At 41.8% G+C, this 18,105-nt stretch carries 12 protein-coding genes; 2 read left to right on the top strand and 10 right to left on the bottom strand.

Annotation, left to right across the window (positions count from 1 at the left end):
• Positions 1-101: 101 nt before the first annotated feature.
• The 10 genes from AB4238_RS18455 to AB4238_RS18500 form a co-directional block, all read right to left on the bottom strand.
• Positions 102-230 carry a TIGR02808 family protein gene (locus AB4238_RS18455; protein WP_371990099.1) on the bottom strand — a complete coding sequence of 43 codons (129 nt, stop codon included), beginning with the start codon at positions 228-230 and terminating at the stop codon, positions 102-104.
• 9 nt (positions 231-239) lie between these two features.
• Positions 240-830: a NapC/NirT family cytochrome c gene (locus tag AB4238_RS18460; RefSeq protein ID WP_372034765.1), complete on the bottom strand. Its 591-nt coding sequence runs from the start codon at positions 828-830 to the stop codon at positions 240-242.
• A gap of 20 nt (positions 831-850) precedes the next feature.
• On the bottom strand, positions 851-1,306 hold the full coding sequence (locus AB4238_RS18465; protein WP_372034766.1) for a nitrate reductase cytochrome c-type subunit: 456 nt from the start codon (positions 1,304-1,306) through the stop codon (positions 851-853).
• Positions 1,307-1,318: 12 nt separating this feature from the next.
• Positions 1,319-3,808, bottom strand: coding sequence for a periplasmic nitrate reductase subunit alpha (gene napA, locus AB4238_RS18470; RefSeq protein WP_372034767.1), 2,490 nt, complete (start codon positions 3,806-3,808; stop codon positions 1,319-1,321).
• A complete protein-coding gene (locus tag AB4238_RS18475; protein ID WP_372034768.1) occupies positions 3,805-4,122 on the bottom strand; it encodes a chaperone NapD in 318 nt (105 codons plus the stop codon). Before AB4238_RS18475 ends, napA begins: the two co-directional genes overlap by 4 nt.
• A gap of 699 nt (positions 4,123-4,821) precedes the next feature.
• Complete coding sequence (gene hrpA, locus AB4238_RS18480; RefSeq protein WP_372034769.1) at positions 4,822-8,700, bottom strand: ATP-dependent RNA helicase HrpA; 3,879 nt, start codon at positions 8,698-8,700, stop codon at positions 4,822-4,824.
• Between the two features lie 88 nt (positions 8,701-8,788).
• Positions 8,789-9,205: a CBS domain-containing protein gene (locus tag AB4238_RS18485; protein WP_372034770.1), complete on the bottom strand. Its 417-nt coding sequence runs from the start codon at positions 9,203-9,205 to the stop codon at positions 8,789-8,791.
• A gap of 177 nt (positions 9,206-9,382) precedes the next feature.
• Positions 9,383-10,261 carry a Solitary outer membrane autotransporter beta-barrel domain gene (locus tag AB4238_RS18490; protein WP_372034773.1) on the bottom strand — a complete coding sequence of 293 codons (879 nt, stop codon included), beginning with the start codon at positions 10,259-10,261 and terminating at the stop codon, positions 9,383-9,385.
• A 208-nt stretch (positions 10,262-10,469) separates the two neighbouring features.
• The gene (locus tag AB4238_RS18495; RefSeq protein ID WP_372034771.1) at positions 10,470-10,769 is read right to left on the bottom strand and encodes a hypothetical protein; all 300 of its coding nucleotides are present in this window, start codon (positions 10,767-10,769) and stop codon (positions 10,470-10,472) included.
• Positions 10,770-10,862: 93 nt separating this feature from the next.
• Positions 10,863-11,906, bottom strand: coding sequence for an isoaspartyl peptidase/L-asparaginase family protein (locus AB4238_RS18500; RefSeq protein ID WP_372034774.1), 1,044 nt, complete (start codon positions 11,904-11,906; stop codon positions 10,863-10,865).
• Between the two features lie 156 nt (positions 11,907-12,062).
• On the opposite strand from AB4238_RS18500, the gene AB4238_RS18505 reads away from it, so the two are divergent.
• Both AB4238_RS18505 and AB4238_RS18510 read left to right on the top strand, forming a co-directional pair.
• Entirely contained in the window at positions 12,063-13,904 is a 1,842-nt protein-coding gene (locus tag AB4238_RS18505) for an autotransporter assembly complex family protein (RefSeq protein ID WP_372034775.1), read from the top strand.
• Positions 13,901-17,902, top strand: a complete 4,002-nt coding sequence (locus AB4238_RS18510) for a translocation/assembly module TamB domain-containing protein (protein ID WP_372034772.1) — start codon at positions 13,901-13,903, stop codon at positions 17,900-17,902. The genes AB4238_RS18505 and AB4238_RS18510 overlap by 4 nt, the downstream gene beginning before the upstream one ends.
• Positions 17,903-18,105 lie beyond the last annotated feature (203 nt).

An 18,105-nucleotide genomic window follows, 5' to 3' on the forward strand; every position in this document is an offset into this window, starting at 1 on the left:
TATACTGATTGGTATTACATGCCAAATCTTCAGTAAAAAATTTAAAATAAAAAAGCCTGACTTAATTTAAGCCAGGCTTTTTTGTCTTTCGCTATCGGTGTCTATTTATCAGCAGTTTTGGATAAAATCCAAAGAGAAGCTAAAGCAACAACCGAAAAACCACCTAAAATGATAACAGGCATGGCACTATAACCAAGAATATGCCATATAACTGATTCAAATGTACTCATAATGGCTCCTTATTGCCAACCTTCAACTTTATGCATGTCTGGTAGATTATGTGCAATACCTTTATGGCAATCTACACAGGTTTTGTCACCATTAGCTAGCGAGGTTGAGTGCTGTCTCGCGCTGCGAGGGCTTTGCTCTGAAAAATCCATAAACTCAAAGTTGTGACAGTTACGACACTCTAATGAATCGTTTTTCTTCAACCTAGCCCACTCCCTTTCTGCTAAATGAGCACGACGCTCTTTAAACTTTTCAGGAGTGTTAATCGTTTGGGTAACGAAGTAGGCAAATAGCTCTTTTGAAGCCTGTACCTTTCGTACTATTTTGTCAGTCCAAGCATGTGGCACGTGGCAGTCTGAACAGATAGCACGAACACCAGAGCGGTTTGCATAGTGAATCGTTTCTTGAATTTCAGCCACAATTGGAGCATGACATCCAGAACAAAACTCTTCAGTGTTAGTCGCTTCCATACCGGTGTTAAACGCACCCCAGAATAAAAGACCGCCAATAAAGCCCATGAACAGCACGATACCTACAGCGGCTTTACTTGGCCGCTTAAATACTGCCCAAAGGGCCTTTAAAGCGTTAATAATCGATTTCATATTATTACCTGCCTTTTATCTTAATTTTGCAGTGACTTAACGCGTTCGAAGGTATTGCTTACTAACGGTTTAGCATCTGCTTGTGTCACATGACACTGGAGACAAAAGTAGCGTCTAGGCGAAACGTCAGCTAACACTTCATCATTACGGTTGGTGAAGTGAGTAACACTAATTTTCGTTGCGCCCATCTCCTTAGCATTTTTCCAACCATGGCACGACAGACACTTGTTGGCATTGAGTGACAACTCATAATGTCTAATGTGATGCGGGATCAATGGTGGCTGAAAAACATAACTGCTTTCAATATCCACCTGATCTCTTGGTACTTTCTTCATTGGATCTGCAGGTCTAGTTGTTTCTAGCTCAGTAGTACCACGTAAAGATTCAACACCGCCAATCCCACGTTCCTCGCTCACAGCAAAAGCACTTATGGTGGCTAAACTAAAACTGATTGTTAATAAAAGTAACTTTTTCATATTAAACCTGCCTTATGCCACTTTAGTGATTTTGATTGGACACTTTTTAAAGTCAGTCTGCTTAGACAAAGGATCTGTAGCATCTAAGATAAGCTTATTAATTAAAATACGCGCATCGAAGAATGGCACAAAGACTAGCCCTTTAGGTGGACGGTTACGACCTCGAGTTTCAACACGAGCACGCACTTCACCACGTTTGTTGCTAAGTAGAACTTCATCACCACGACGAACATTATGTGCCTTCGCATCATCTGGATGCATGAAACAACTAGCATCTGGCACTGCCTTGTACAGTTCAGGAACTCGACGAGTCATCGTCCCGGTGTGCCAATGCTCTAATACTCGACCAGTACATAACCACAGGTTAAACTCTTCATCTGGTGACTCTGGTGGCGCTTCATATGGCGCGGAAATAATCCATGCCTTGCCATCTGGCTTACCATAGAATTCAAAACCTTTACCTTTTCCAACATAAGGGTCTGAGCCTTCTTTAAAGCGCCATTTTGTTTCTTTACCATCAACAACAGGCCAACGAAGACCACGCTCTTGGTGATAGCGATCGTACGGTGCTAAATCGTGTCCATGACCACGGCCAAAGCTTGCATACTCTTCAAACAGACCTTTCTGTACGTAGTAACCTTGATCTTTTGCGTCATCATTTAACTCTTGAGCTTCAGTCAGTGGAAACTTGTTGACTTGTCCGTTTTCAAACAGCACTTCATACATGGTTTTGCCACGTACTTCAGGCATTTTAGCAATCAACTCTTCAGACCAAACTTCTTCAATCTTGAAACGTTTTGAAAATTCAAGTAACTGCCATAAATCGGATTTAGCTTCACCAGGTGCAGCAACTTGTTGGTACCAAACCTGAGTACGTCGTTCTGCGTTACCATAAGCGCCCTCTTTCTCAACCCACATTGCTGTTGGCAAGATTAAATCTGCTGCTTGAGCTGTCGCTGTAGGGTATGGATCTGAGCAAACAATGAAGTTGTCAGGGTTGCGGTAACCCGGTAATCGCTCTTCATTGATGTTAGGCCCCGCCTGCATATTGTTGTTACACATTGTCCAATACGCATTTAACACACCATCATTTAGCTTGCGATCTTGCAATACCGCATGAAAGCCTGGCTTTGGTGGGATTGTACCTTCAGGAATTTTCCATAAATGCTCGGCATGCTTACGGTGTTCAGGGTTAGCAACAACCATATCTGCTGGCAAACGATGTGAGAATGTACCTACTTCACGCGCTGTACCACAGGCAGATGGTTGGCCAGTCAATGAGAAAGGCCCATTACCAGGAGTTGATATTTTACCAACCAGTAAGTGAATGTTGTAAACAAGGGAGTTCATCCACACGCCGCGGGTATGTTGGTTCATCCCCATGGTCCAAAGAGACATGACTTTGATCTTAGGGTCAGCAAATTGTTGAGCAAGCTTTACAAGCTGCTCTTCAGTCATGCCCGTCATTTCAGCCGATTTTTCAAGCGTGTATGGCGCGACAGATTTCTTGTACTCTTCAAAATCAATAGCGGTCACTTTACCACTATTAGGGTTAGCAGCCGCTTTCTGTAATGGATTATCATCACGCAAGCCGTAACCGATATCTGTAGTTGCCTGCTTAAAGTGGGTGTGCTTATTAACGAAATCCCAATTTACCGCGTCATTCTGAATAATGTAGTTTGCAATAAAGTTGGCAATAACCAAATCCGTTTGCGGTTCGAAAATATAGCCTTCGTCAGCAAGTTCAAATGAACGATGGTAATAAGTCGATAGTACATTCACTTTTACATGAGGGTGGCTTAAACGGCGGTCAGTAATGCGGCTCCACAAAATTGGGTGCATTTCTGCCATGTTAGAGCCCCATAACACAAAGGCGTCTGCGTGTTCAAAGTCATCGTAACAACCCATTGGTTCATCAATACCAAAACTACGCATGAAGCCACCCACAGCAGATGCCATACAGTGACGAGCGTTAGGGTCGATGTTATTTGAACGGAAACCTGCTTTCATCATTTTAGACGCAGCGTAACCTTCCATTACAGTCCATTGACCAGAACCAAACATACCCACACTGGTAGGGCCTTTAGCTTTAAGAGCTGTCTTCCATTTTTCAGCCATGATATCAAAAGCTTGATCCCAGCTAACTGGTGCAAAATCACCATTTTTATCAAACTTGCCATTTGTTTGACGAAGCAACGGCTGTGTTAGACGATCTGAGCCGTACATGATTTTTGATAAAAAGTAACCCTTAATACAGTTAAGGCCTTTGTTCACAGGTGCTTCAGGATCGCCCTGAGTCGCAACAACTTTACCTTCTTGAGTACCCACTAAAACCGAACAACCTGTGCCACAAAAACGACATGGCGCTTTGTCCCAATGTATCTTTGACTCGTCACTGGCGGCGATTAAGTTTGTTGCTGTGGCTGGAAGAGTAACACCGGCAAGTGCCGCAGCAGACGCTGCAGCATTTGCTTTGATAAACTCACGTCTAGACATTTTCATACTTGTTCCTCGCTAACACACTTTTTGTTATAAGGGGGTAAATGGGTGGATTCAGCACTGTCAGTAGGCTCACTATCGATTTGGTGGTACACCATAGTTGCGCCAAGCACACCAGGCATATCACTTATTTTCCCAATAATATCGCTAATAAAGCCTTCAGTTTGCGTTTCAAGCACTACGACTATTTTTCCTACTTCGCTGACACCATAAATTTCGGCTTCTTTAAACTCTAAAATGAGTTCTTGAGTTTTGCTTAAGTGCTCTGGACTAACTTGAACCAGCAAGCTAGAAATATGAGCCTCAGGTAACGACATGGTTGCGTTCCTTATCTATCTGAGTAATAAAGCTGAAAGGATTTTCTCTGGATAACTTCATCAAGTTCCCCCTCATCCATTACAGTCCTGTTTTGTTATTGTTATTGTTGATTCCCTACAATGCTCTAGTTAAAACCGTTTAGCGCTTTCTAGCGGACGAAAAAACTGGCTAGAACATCATTTCATAGCTAGGAAATTGACAAAATCATCAAAACCCACTTTTCATATTCTGTTGTCGCGACTTCAGCTATAAAATTTAACTAGCGTAAAACGGATAGCAAAGTACGATTTCAACAGTCAGTATTTTTGTTGGTTCTTCACCAGAACCAGAGCCAATATCAACATATAGTTAACTTGGCGCAGAGAGTAACAGCTCTCTATCTGACTGTTATATACCTACTTTTGGTAAAGCTCCCGCTAGGTTGATCTAGATCATCTTTTTTATGCAATATTTAACTTGATCACGTATTCAGCATGGTTTATTCGATTAAAAAATGACCCAACAAGTCAAATGCTTACTTCAGCATTTACTTAAAAGGTCATTCAATAATGGCTGTTTCTTTTGGGCTTTACAAATGTTTATAACACAATAACAACAATATTTAGGCGGGAGGTAAAAATGAGGACGAGCAAAGAGCACATTAAGGCTTCCATTCTACTACCAACATTAAACGTGCTGGTAGTAGAGCAATATAAACACTAGCTCTGCAATTGGTTTAAAATTCGTTTCTCAGAAATTGGATAAGCGGTACCCAGTACTTGCGCAAAACAAGACACCCTATACTCCTCAATCATCCATCGAGCTTCCGTTAAAACATCAGGGACTGGCATTGATTTAGGCAGTTTTACCATTTGTCCTTTTAACACTTCTTGAACTTTGTTAATGCTGTGCATATGCAGGCGATCACGATTAGGATCAACTGGGAGTTTATCTAAGCGGTTCTCTATCGCTTTTAGGTAACGAATTATATCGCTGAGTCGGTTCCAACCGCACTGCTCTACAAAACCTTTAAATACTAGTTGGTCAAGTTGGCTTTGAATATCACTCATGGCAAATGCTATATCTAAACTAATTTTTCCTTTCAATCGCTTCTTTATACGATTGTAAATAGTCAGTACCTCTTCAACCTTGAGTGCAATTTTTTCAGCTGTAGGGTTAAGCTCTTGCCTCACCCACTCTCTGGCTTCATTAAACTGCTGCTCGGCGCGAATATCGATCCCTTTTTCATCAATAAGCTGTTGCACCGCTGCCGATAAGATATCATCAATCAGCACTTGTACTTGGCCAAATGGGTTAAAGTACATGGCCAGTTTAGCTTTATTTGGCAGTGATTTTTGTAAATGCTTTACTGGCGAAGGAATATTGATTAATAACAACCTCTGCAGACCAATTCGATGTTGTTTTTGCGCCTCAAACTCATCATCAAATAATTTGATCGAAACACTGGTTTTATCATCCACCAGCGCAGGAAAGGCTTTAACTTCAAAATTACCTTTCTTTTGTTCAAATTGTTTTGGTAGATCACCAAAGGACCATTTTTCAATCCCTTTTTGTTCAATACCTGAATCTGCAACTTCACGAATGGCTTGTACGACTTGACCTTGCATACTCGACTTTAACGGTTCAAGAATCCGCCCTTGAGTCAGCAACTTTCCTTTATCGCCTTCAACTTTAAAATTAACAAGCAGATGCTGTGCCAATTGTGATTCATCAAAATCTTCAGCTGAAATCCGCACCCCACTCATTCTAAGTAGCTGTTTGCACATCGCTTCAATCAGTGGCAATTCGAAAGGTGTGATCGCTTGTAAACAGGCTTTTGCATAATCTGGTGCAGGGACAAAATTTCTCCGTAGTGCTTTGGGCAGTGACTTAATCAAAGCAATACATTTTTCTTCACGAAGCCCTGGGACTATCCAATCAAAATCTAAATCATCAACTTGATTGATCAATGCAACAGGTATGTGCACCGATACGCCATCATCAGCGGCTGATGGCTCAAAATGGTAACTGACCTTGAGCGTTAAATTACCTTTGTACCATTGTTCAGGAAAATCCAGAGCCGACACATGGTCGCTACTGCGCTGCATTAACGCTGCACGTTCAAAATCAAGCAGTTCAGGATTCTGTTGTTTTGCTTTCTTCCACCACTTTATAAATGTCGGAGCATTATAAATGTTAGCGGGAATTTTAGGTTCGTAGAAATGAAACAATGCTTGTTCGTCGACTAAAATATCTCGTCGGCGAGACTTATGTTCAAGTGACTCAATGTCTAGCAATAACTTCTGGTTATTGATGAAAAACGCTTCATTAGTCCTAAGTTCGCCCTCAGCAAGTGCAGAACGAATAAAGATATCTCGCGCTTCTACGGGCTCAATTGGGCCGTACTGCACTTTACGTCGATTCACTATCTGCAAGCCATACAGCACTTGATTTTCTAATGCCACGACTGAACCCTGTTTCGACTCAAAGTGTGGCTCTACATAATTCTTTTTCACGAGATGCGCCGCCAGTGGCTCTATCCACTCAGGCTGGATTTTGGCACAGCAGCGTGCAAATAAACGCGATGTTTCGGTGAGCTCTGCTGCCATCAACCATTTAGGGCCTTTTTTGGCCAGAGGCGATCCTGGAAATACAAAAAACTTACGATTACGAGCACCAAGGTATTCTTTGTCTTTATCTTTAAAGCCAATATGGCTTAATAAGCCGGTTAACAATGACTTGTGTAACAGTTCATAATTCAGTTCAGCATTGGTGTCATTAAGCTTCCATTTTAGTTCATGGGTAGCTTGTCTAAGTTGTGCATATAGATCTTGCCACTCCCGAACCCTAAGGTAGGCTAAAAACTCAGCCTTACACTGCTTTCTAAATTGATTGCTCGACAGCTCCTTTTGGCTTTGCTTTAAAAAATCCCATAAATTTAAATATGAAACAAAATCGGAGTCTTTATCACTAAAACGATTGTGAGCTTGATCGGCAGCTTGCTTCTTATCCATTGGTCGCTCACGTGGATCTTGGATAGACAATGCAGATGTGATCACTAGCGCTTCATGCAAACAACCGTTTTGATGGGCCTGTATAACCATCCTTGCCAGACGCGGATCGACTGGGATATGCGCAAGCTGTTTCCCAAGTGCAGTTAAGTTTAGCTGCCTCTTTTTCTGGCTTACTGCTTGTAGTTCTTCAAGCAACATAAAACCATCACGGATATAACGGGCATCTGGTGGCTGAATAAATGGGAAGCCTTCGATGTCACCTAGTCCAATAGACAACATCTTTAAGATAACTGATGCAAGATTTGTGCGTAAAATCTCAGGATCGGTAAATTCAGGGCGAGAGGTAAAGTCATCTTCACTGTATAGTCTGATACAGATCCCTGGGGCAACACGACCACAACGACCTTGACGCTGATTTGCACTCGCTTGCGAAATGGGCTCAATCGGTAGGCGTTGTACTTTGGTGCGATAGCTATAACGGCTAATACGCGCCGTGCCTGGGTCTATGACATAACGAATGCCCGGCACCGTTAATGAGGTCTCGGCAACGTTTGTCGCTAATACGATACGCCTGCCGACATGACTCTTAAATACTTTTGACTGTTCGCCATAAGAAAGTCTTGCATATAAAGGCAATATTTCAGTGTCTCGATACTGTCTTCGATTCAGTTGCTCTGCAACATCACGAATTTCTCGTTCGCCATTCATAAATATTAGAATGTCGCCAAGACCTTCATTGATCAGCTCATCTGTCGCTGCAAAAATGCCATCCACCAGATCTAAGTCTTCATCGCTGTCTTTAACTAATGGGCGGTAGCGAGTCTCAACCGGGTATGTTCGACCTGAGACTTCGATAACTGGCGCACCGTCAAAATGTTGTGAGAAACGCTCAACATCGATGGTTGCCGAGGTAATAATGACTTTAAGATCTGGACGTTTCTTTAGGACATTCTTCAGGTAACCTAAGATAAAATCAATATTAAGACTACGCTCGTGAGCTTCATCGATAATGATGGTGTCATACTGATTCAAGAATTTATCTGAGGTAAGTTCTGCTAATAAAATACCGTCAGTCATTAACTTGATATAGGATTCTGGCTTAATCGCATCAGCAAAACGTACTTTAAAACCTACCGCCTCGCCAAGTGGCGTATTCATCTCTTCAGCAATGCGCGTGGCAACACTGCGGGCAGCAAGTCTACGTGGCTGTGTATGGCCAATTAGGCCACGAGTGCCTAAACCTAGTTCCAGACAAATTTTAGGTAACTGAGTGGTTTTACCTGAGCCGGTTTCACCAGCAATAATGACCACTTGATTGTCGGCAATAGCCTTCGCAATCTCATCACGCTTTTGCGATACAGGTAGGTTTTCAGGAAAGCTCACTTGGGGACGATTTGCTAAGCGCAGCTCGACTTTCTTTTGAGACGCTATAGCCAGCTTTTCAAGAGAATCTAACGTTGCACTCTTTTTCTCAGAATCAGGCTCTTTGCGGAGCCTAAAAAGACGACGCCTTATTTTAGCGGCGTCGGCTTCATAACAGTGTTTTAAAAATGCGTTAGATAAATGATGCTGTTGCGAACTCAAGTGCAAATTCCATAGCCAAAATCAAAGAGGCTGATCCTAACAAGGAACGCACTTCAGTGGTATAGCAGATATAAAATATCTTTATATTTTAAGCGGGTGTTAAATAACATTGCTGCATATAGGTATTAATGGCCGCAAGTACATTTGTTCGATTTATAGTGCCAACAACTTTACCGCCATCTACTACAGGATAAACCTTAGGTTTTGGGCCTAGCATCTGCTCAGCTAAGGCTAACACACTGGTATTTGGCTCTACTGATAATACGTCGGTGCGCATACAATCTTTAACAATCGCAGTTAGGTCACAGTGATAACTACTTTTTAGCATAACAGCCAAACAATCTTGTTGTGATAAAAAGCCCACTAGCTTGCCGTCATGATCAACAACTGGCGCTCCTAATTTTTTATGAGTTAATAGATTTTCAACTGCAGTCGCTAAAGACATTGAAGGCTTTAGCATCACTGGTTGACGATCCATATGCTCTTTTACATGTATTGAATCCATTACATTCCCCTAATTAATTGCCTCAATTTTAGTTTAGCTAATATTTGGCAGCTGGGGAGTGGATAAAAACGATAGCCTTAAACGAGTGACTCGAATCTGAAAAATTAATAGGATTCTAAATGTTGCTATTAGCGATGGTGGTTGAACTTTAAAAAATGGATTCTCGTCCTAAAAGGATTAAATATCCTCATTAAATAACAAAAGAATGCTGCCGCCACTAAGTACACTACCGACATTAACCGTAACGCCAATACCTAAGTTATCTACCCATGAATTTAACCAAGGTGTGTCAATCACCCAACCTGCGCCAACTTCGTAATAGTGGTCGGTAGCTAAAGGCTCTACCGCATCACCAGATAAATCAATTCTCTTAAACATAAAGCGCAATTCGTTATCATTCATACCCAGTTGTGGAAGCTGATAATGGAAGAGTAAAGTGTTATTGAAACGACCGACTTTTGCTGTAACATTTTGCGGTTCAGAGTCAGTTAATAGAGTGTGTCCTATAGCATATCGATAACTACTGATGAACTGCCACCGATGACCATAAAAGTGACTGTCGTATCTAAACTCGATTGATGGATCAATCATTAACGCACCATAAGAGGTATTTAGTAAGCCATCATCAAATACAGGTGCCAATTGCTGCAGCACACTTCGATATTTAAAGTCATTTTCGTACCAAATGGCTTGGGCACCAACCCCAAGCTGAACTTGCCAGTGCTCGCTTAGCGGGTATTGCCAACGTTGCTCAGCTTGAAACAGGTAGCTGTTCTCAGAAAAAAAGTCCAATTGCTCAGCGGGTTGAGCGAAATCGACAGTTTGACTCGAACCAACATAAGATAATTTAAGATAAGTGGCAGTTTGCCAATGAGCAGTCACATCAGCCCAGTCGGAGCTCCACGGTAAAGAATAGGTTTTTAGTTCTCGACGCCGTTCCAGCGAGCTTTGAGACCCTGCATCTAAATCGCCAAAATCGATAACCGAGCTAGGATCAAAATTGACCACTCCTAATGTGATTAAATTAGCATCGGTTAACACAATGGCAGTTGCGATATTCTCTCGATAACTCGGCTCACCATGTTATCGAGAGAGCTAATCGATTGGTTAGCTCCTAAGGCTGTGTTGCTCAAATAGCCCAATATCACGATTAAACATATCATTACTCTATAAATATGCATCGATTGCCTTTGATTCAGAAGTGTTACTGTTCGACAATTATTCTGCTGCCATTTAATGCTTGCTGTGACTCAATGCCTAAACACTACTGTTTAGTGCTCTGATATTTATCCAAAACGTTGTTTCGTACCAGTCCACGTCTGACATTTGTGCACAGTTTTGCAAAACGACTAATATCACCTAATTGAGGCACATCACCATTATCTATTGCACTCTCCCAATAACTCAATTCACTGTCTACAATCTCTAACAGTTTTTTAGGGCAGCCAATACAGGCTCCCTCAGGTCCACATACAAAGTGTTGCGGGTCTTTAAGGGGGAGCTCCTGTTTAACTTGCTTAATAATATTTTTCATCGCGGTAACGCGATCGGGCTTAGGAGACATAAAACGGCTAGTTATAACAATGAATATGTCTATAAGTGTAATTGAAAATGTGCACCAAAGCTCGCTGATTAAGCTTGGTACACATTAACAAGACTATAGATCAGACCAAATCATCACTTGCGCTTCCTCACCATTCTTACGAGTAGCACGATACATACCTTCAGTATTAAACGGTGTCGCAATGTTGCCACGCTGGTCTATGGCGATCACTCCTCCTGTGCCACCAGCAGTGATTAGCCGCTGGTTAATCACTTCATCTGCCGCTTGAATGATTGATTTCTTTTGATATTTAACTTTGGCACAAATATCACCTGCCACGTGATAACGGATAAAATACTCTCCGTGGCCTGTTGCCGATACTGCACAAACTCCATTTTCGGCGTAAGTGCCAGCGCCAATTACTGGTGAATCACCAATACGACCAAAGCGTTTAGCCGTCATGCCACCGGTTGAAGTACCAGCCGCGAGGTTACCGTTTTGATCGAGCGCGACGGCGCCGACAGTGCCAAATTTGTAATCGAACTCCATATAATCTAAAGCACTTTGCTTATAGTTATGCCCAGTGCTTGCCTGATAGGCTTTATTTGATTCAGCCTTGTTAATTTTATCTTTAGCACTTTGCAGCTGTTTATAACGGTTTTCGGTATCGAAATGGCTAACGGGTACCAAATTATACCCTTGTGTTAGGGCAAACTCTTCAGCACCTTGGCCTGAAAGCATTACATGTGGAGACTTCTCCATTACGGTTTGAGCTAAATTGATTGGGTTTTTAATATGCCTAACCCCAGCAACAGCACCCGCGTTCATGGTTTTACCATCCATAATAGATGAATCCATCTCATGGGCACCATCATAGGTGTAAACAGCACCTAAGCCCGCATTAAACAACGGGCTATCTTCAAGAATATTAATAGACACCTTGACAGCTTCTAAGCTGTCACCGCCCTCACTAAGCACTTTATAACCAGCATCAATGGCTTCTTGTAGCTTACTGCGATAGGCCTTTTGCTGCTCATCGGTCAATTTTGCTTTGGAAATGGTACCTGCACCGCCATGAATTGCGATAGAAAATGGCTTTTCGGTTGCAAAAGCCGCGGGCGTTACAATGGTTAATGCCAATAAACAACTCACTACGATTGGAGAATAATTCACAAACGGTAACCTTTTTCATTTATTTGCTCTCTTTGTAACTATTTTCGACCATAATTACAATCAGCAACTTGCTTGATTTGGCGATTCTAGTGACAATAGCTTCATAAAACTAAAGTTAATAATAAGAGTCTGATATTTTTGATAAGTTTGATTCGAACAACCAGCATACTGATATTATTGTTCGGTTTTCTACTGAGTCCTTTTGCTGTCTTCGCAAATGACCTGTTAACACTGAAGGTAGAAGGCGTAACAGGTAGCCTTGAACGCAATGTAAAAGCGCATCTGGGGACATTACCTAAGTCAGATGTACAACGCCGCGCCTTTATTTTTAATGCTGAAGATAATATCAATGCTGCTTTACACTCTATGGGGTATTACAATAGCAAGATAGAACAAGAGTTTAACCGCAACGATAAAGGCCTTTGGCAACTTAGCTATCACATCACTCCTGGAGAGCCAACAACAGTCCGCTGGGTTGATATTCAAGTCATTGGTGAGATGCGTAATGATCAATTGTTCGAACAATGGCTATCCCAATTGACTATTCGGCCAGGAGACAGGCTTAATCATGGCGTATATGAAGAATTAAAAGCTCAGTTACTGGCATTATCATTAGCTCGAGGTTATTTTGATGGCAAATTTGATAAGGCCGAGATAGAGGTTGATAGGGACTATAATAGCGCAAAAATAGCGCTGCATTATGATTCTGGCAAGCGCTACCATATAGGTGAAGTTACCTTTACTGGTCACACACTACAGCCCGAAATTTTAGAGAAACTGATCCCATTCGAACTCGATGCTCCCTATAGTACTGGCAATTTGGGGCAATTGAATAGACAACTACTCGATACAGGCTACTTTTCAAATATCAAAGTATTACCTTTAGTTGAGCAAGTTGAAGGGGTACTTGTCCCCGTTAGGGTCGATCTAAGCCCGAAACCCGATCACTCAATTGAGCTTGGCTTAGGTGTGGATGTCGGTAGTACCGTCGATAACAATATCGAGCCCCGAGTTAGAGTGACTTGGCGTACACCACAAATAAATAGTTATGGTCATTCTCAAGAAACTTCAGCAGAATGGGCGCCTGATAGACCAAAATTTTTGACCGCCTACACCATTCCATTAACTCACCCTCTCGATGACCAGCTTAAATTGCGGGTTGGCATGTTACGAGACAAGTATGGTGTAACTCAAGTTTACAATGAAGACGACAGACAATTTAAGAATACAGGGCAATTAGAATCATCTAAATTACTTTTTGCGGTTATCCGTCAGCAACGTCTCGGTCATCAATGGGTCCTCAATTACTCTGCCGAAGTGATGCGTGAGAGTTACACTCAATCTGGTGTCGATTACGATCCCTTCTTTGTACTATTCGGGGCAAATGTGTCTAAAACGTCTCGCGGTGATAATTCACTCGATCCCAAATCAGGCTTTTTACAATATTACAGCTTGGAATATGCGGACCCAAGTTTAGGCTCAGAAGTACGATTAGCTCGCCTGCAGGCAAAATTTAAGTGGATCCAGCGGTTTTTCGAAAACCACCGTATAGTATCGCGCCTAGATCTCGCCGCAAATATTACCAATGAAAGCAATTTAGCGCAGATCCCGCCCTCATTACGCTATTTTGCAGGTGGTGACCAAAGTATTCGTGGCTACAGTTATAACGAACTCGGCCCATCTATAGATTCTATAAATGATGAAGGCGAAATAGTCAGAGAAGTTGTCGGTGGACGTTATTTGATGGTAGGTAGCATCGAGTATCAGTATTACGTCACCCCCACTTGGCGAGTAGCCACCTTTATTGATGCGGGTAACGCCTTTGATGTTAATCAGATAGAAGCCATTACCTCTGTCGGTGCCGGCATCCATTGGATATCTCCAATAGGCCCAGTGAAATTTGATGTGGGTGTAGGCTTAAAGGAAACCGATACCATTAGTAGACCTTGGCGTATCCATATCACGATGGGGGCTGAACTGTGACAGTAAAAACACCGGATTCAGATAAAGCTCCGCAATCTAGTTCCAGAGCTCACCAAGCAAGAGCAATCATTTGGCGTTGGTTTAAGCGCCTTTGCCGAACACTTTTCTATATTCCTCTAGGTTTGTTAATCAGCTTAGCCATTATTATAGGGACTAACTTTGGTTCTCATTTCGCAGTAAAAATAGCTGATCTTTTTGTACCTGATCTCGACATCAGTTATGTATCTGGAAAAATAAATAACCGCCTACAATTAGACGTCGGAAACTGGCAAATGCCAGGGGTTAAAGTTGAAACCACTGGGTTAGTCTTAGATTGGAACCCTATGTGCTTAATCCAAAAGCAGTTATGCGTAAATGAGTTAAGTGCAACTAAAGTTAATGTTGAAATAGATACTGACTTGCTTGGTGAGCCAACCGCTATTGAAGTGGCTACAAATGATGCAGCAATTGCAACCGACAATGACAATGAAGACAATTTGCTCACAGATATCAGTCAACCTATCGATACTATCGTCAATGAGATTGAAGAGAATCAAGAAATTGTCTTACCGTTTGGTATTAAGCTTGCTATAGGTGCATTGAGCCAAGTGACTGTGCGCGTCAATGATATGGACTTTAACGCAGCGCAACTTAATTTAAGTGCTGAATGGCAAAGTACTGGTATTAGAGTTCAATCGATTTATGCGAAAGATTTATTAGTATCTATTCCACTCGGTAGCAGCGATGAGAATAATGCAGACGCTACTATGGTGATTGAAGAAAAACCCGCTAAGCCGGCCTCTACAAGTGAAGCCATAAATCAAGCAAGTGGCGTCAATGCAATAACTGATGATGCTAATAAGTGGGCCATGGCTCATTTACCTGAAGTATTTATGCCTATACCTGTCTATGTTGAATCACTTGAGGTCAACAACGGAGATTTAATTCTAGGGCCAAGAGAAGATCATTTTAACACTATTGCCCTTAGTGGAAGCTATCAAACTTTTCTGATCAATATCGATGAATTATCAGTATCTCACAGCTATGGTTCGGTCAAATTAGATGGGCATATGTCTCTTTCAGATGATTACCCAATGGATTTTGAATTGGATATTAATCTTGATCACGTTGATGAAGTTCCAGGCCTAAAAGGTCAGCAACTCAATGTATCTGTAAAGCAGGGCTTTAGAGAGCTTAAGAGTGAAATAGAAGGTCACGGACAGTTTGAATTTGAGTTATCTTCAAGTATTGCTCTAGCTAACCCTAAAATCCCCTATTCGATCGCACTACAGTCCAACAAACTTCAGTGGCCGCTAACAAAGCCCGAATATATCGCGACTAAGCTTAAACTTAAAACTCATGGTGATCTTGAGCTACAACAAATCGACCTGCAAACGCATTTCAAGTCCGATTACCACCCACTAATTAAGGTAAACAGCTTATTTACTCACCAAGCAGCCTCACTTGATTTCAGTGAACTAAAGGTTGAGAGTGAGATGGGTAATGTTTCAATCGACGGGAAACTAACTTACGGTGATACGTTTATATGGAATACTAATGTTGTCACTGAAAAACTCGATATTAGCCAACTACAACTCGATTTAGAACAGCCTTTACCTAAGAGTAGTATTAATGGCCAGTTTAGCAGTAACGGGAAATTCTCGTTAGCAAATACACTATGGTCTGTAGGCATATCAGATGCAAAAATCGACGGCGATATAGAAACCTACCCACTGACAATCGATGGTAATTTAACACTTAACCACAATTGGTATTTAAGTTCGACGGGACTGATTATTCATGCTTTGAAAAGTGCTTTGTACATTGAAGGTGAGGTAGATAAGCGCTGGGCATTAACCGGTGATTTGACCGTACCCGATTTAAGCTTATGGCACCAAGATGCTCAAGGAACAATTGAAAGCGACATTACCGTCACAGGTGAGTCAGAGCAACCCAATATCGGTGTATCTCTTCTAGCTAACGACCTTAAATTTAATCAATTATCCCTAGAAAAACTAAATTTAAAAGGTCGATATAGCCCGCTCGATAATCAGTCGTACTCAGCACAGTTAAGCTCAGAACAGTTCAATTACGATTCTATATTTATAGACAGTATCAAAATACAAAGTAATGGTGACTTAAATCAGCAATCCTTAACTATAGAAACCCTCGGGGAACTTGGGTTAACAACGACCATCGATAGCCAGTTTGATGACAGTAAAAACACAGGCAGTGCGCAAATAGATCAACTAAGCCTGCATTCTAAGCTTGGGGAGGTTAGCCTCGAAAAAGCAATGAGTGCCCAGTACGATTTTTCAAAAAATAGAGGTCAAATTACGCCGTTTTGTTTGTCCCATATCAGCGGAAAACTATGTGCTGAAGAACCGATAGATGTCGGTTTGAGTGGTCAGGCAAAAATGCAATATGCTGGTGATCTTGGTGTTTTAATTTCACCATGGCTACCAGAAAGTATTAACTGGCAAGCGCCCTCCACTCTAGCATCAGAATTTAAATGGTTTGAACAAGGTAAACCTACAGGTCGGTTCGAACTGGACCTACAGCCTGGAAATATCGACTTTAAAACAACCAATAGTAATAAGGTCAGTGTCGGATATAAATCCTTTAATATACAAAGCCTATTAAATGAACAGTTTCTTAAAACAACTATCGCGCTAGAATCACATAAGATAGCCAGTTTGGATGCAAACCTTACTGTTAGTGTCACCCCCGATAGAACCATTGACGGCAAGCTCGCCCTGCATCAAATAAACTTACAAGCACTCGCTCAGCTACTACCTGAACTAGAAACACTAGAGGGTATCGTTTCTAGTAATCTTAATTTGAGCGGTACGCTGGCCGATCCTCACGCTTCCGGCGACATCACTCTAAGAGATGGTTCGATTCTAGCAACGGCAAACCCAACACTTATTGAAGATGTAGAATTGAATCTAACCTTCGCCGGTAAACAAGCCCAAATAGATGGTGAGCTCAAAATGGGCAAAGGGCTTGCGTATATCGACGGGCAACTGGATTGGTTAAATAAACAGTTAAAAGGCAATTTCGATATCAAAGGCAAAGACCTCTCCGTCATTCAGCCGCCGCTTGCAATTCTGAGTGTTGGAACAGATCTCAATCTTAGTTTTACCGATCATTCCGTTGATGTAAAAGGCGATATTAACGTGCCAAGTGGCCACATTACGATTGTCCAGTTGCCAGAAGGTGGCGTTGCTGTGTCTAAAGACGTCGTGTTTAAAGACAGTCTCGCAACACAAACGTCGAAAGCCACACCTTTAGCCGTATCTGCAGAAGTCAATTTGAACATTGGTGACGACTTAAAAGTTGATGGTATGGGACTTAATGGCAAATTGTTAGGAAAGCTAGAATTAAAGCAGAGCCCATTTAGGCCTCCACTCCTCTTTGGCGAAATTAAGGTGATCGATGGTACATATAAATTTATGGGGCAAACCTTAAAAATCAAAGCCGGTGAAATGCAGTTTATTGGTCCTATTGATGTTCCAAATTTAAATATAGAAGCGGCTCGCGAAATTAAAGAGGAAGATGTGATTGCAGGTGTGCGCATTAGCGGCACACCGATGAAACCTATTGTTAACCTTTATTCAAACCCAGCAAAAGAGCAGGCAGAAATTTTAAATTATATTGTTAGGGGTACAGGGTTAAATAGCAATGACGTCGACCAAAACAGCGGCTTAATGATGGGAGCAGCATTAACACTCAGTAACCAAATTGGCGGCGGAGCCATAGGTAATATCGGTAATACAGCTACAGGGATCATCGAAAAAATAGGCTTTTCAAATGTACAACTCGATGCAAACGATGATGGTAGATTCGCTATTAGCGGATTTATTGGTGAAGACCTAATGGTGAAATACGGTATTGGGGTGTTTAACCCCGGATATGAAATGACTGTGCGTTATTATCTGTTGTCACAACTTTATCTAGAGACGGTATCGGGTACCATTGAGCAATCTTTAGATATCTACTACAGCTTTGACCTTTAATAGCAATTGCATTAAGTATTTGACCCTTTCAGAGCCCTCAATCTTTTCAATTCAAAACGCATTGGTAAAGAAATGGTTATTCCCTTTTAAGCCAATGCAAAGCAGAAGTGGAAAGACTGAGGGGCTCACGTAGTGCGGCTGAGGTTAAACAAATTGGCAAAACACTTTATGCTTCGCTATGAGATTTGGATATACGACTAAAT

Origin of the sequence: Shewanella sp. 10N.286.45.A1 (assembly GCF_041470405.1) — a bacterium.
Classification (GTDB): domain Bacteria; phylum Pseudomonadota; class Gammaproteobacteria; order Enterobacterales; family Shewanellaceae; genus Shewanella.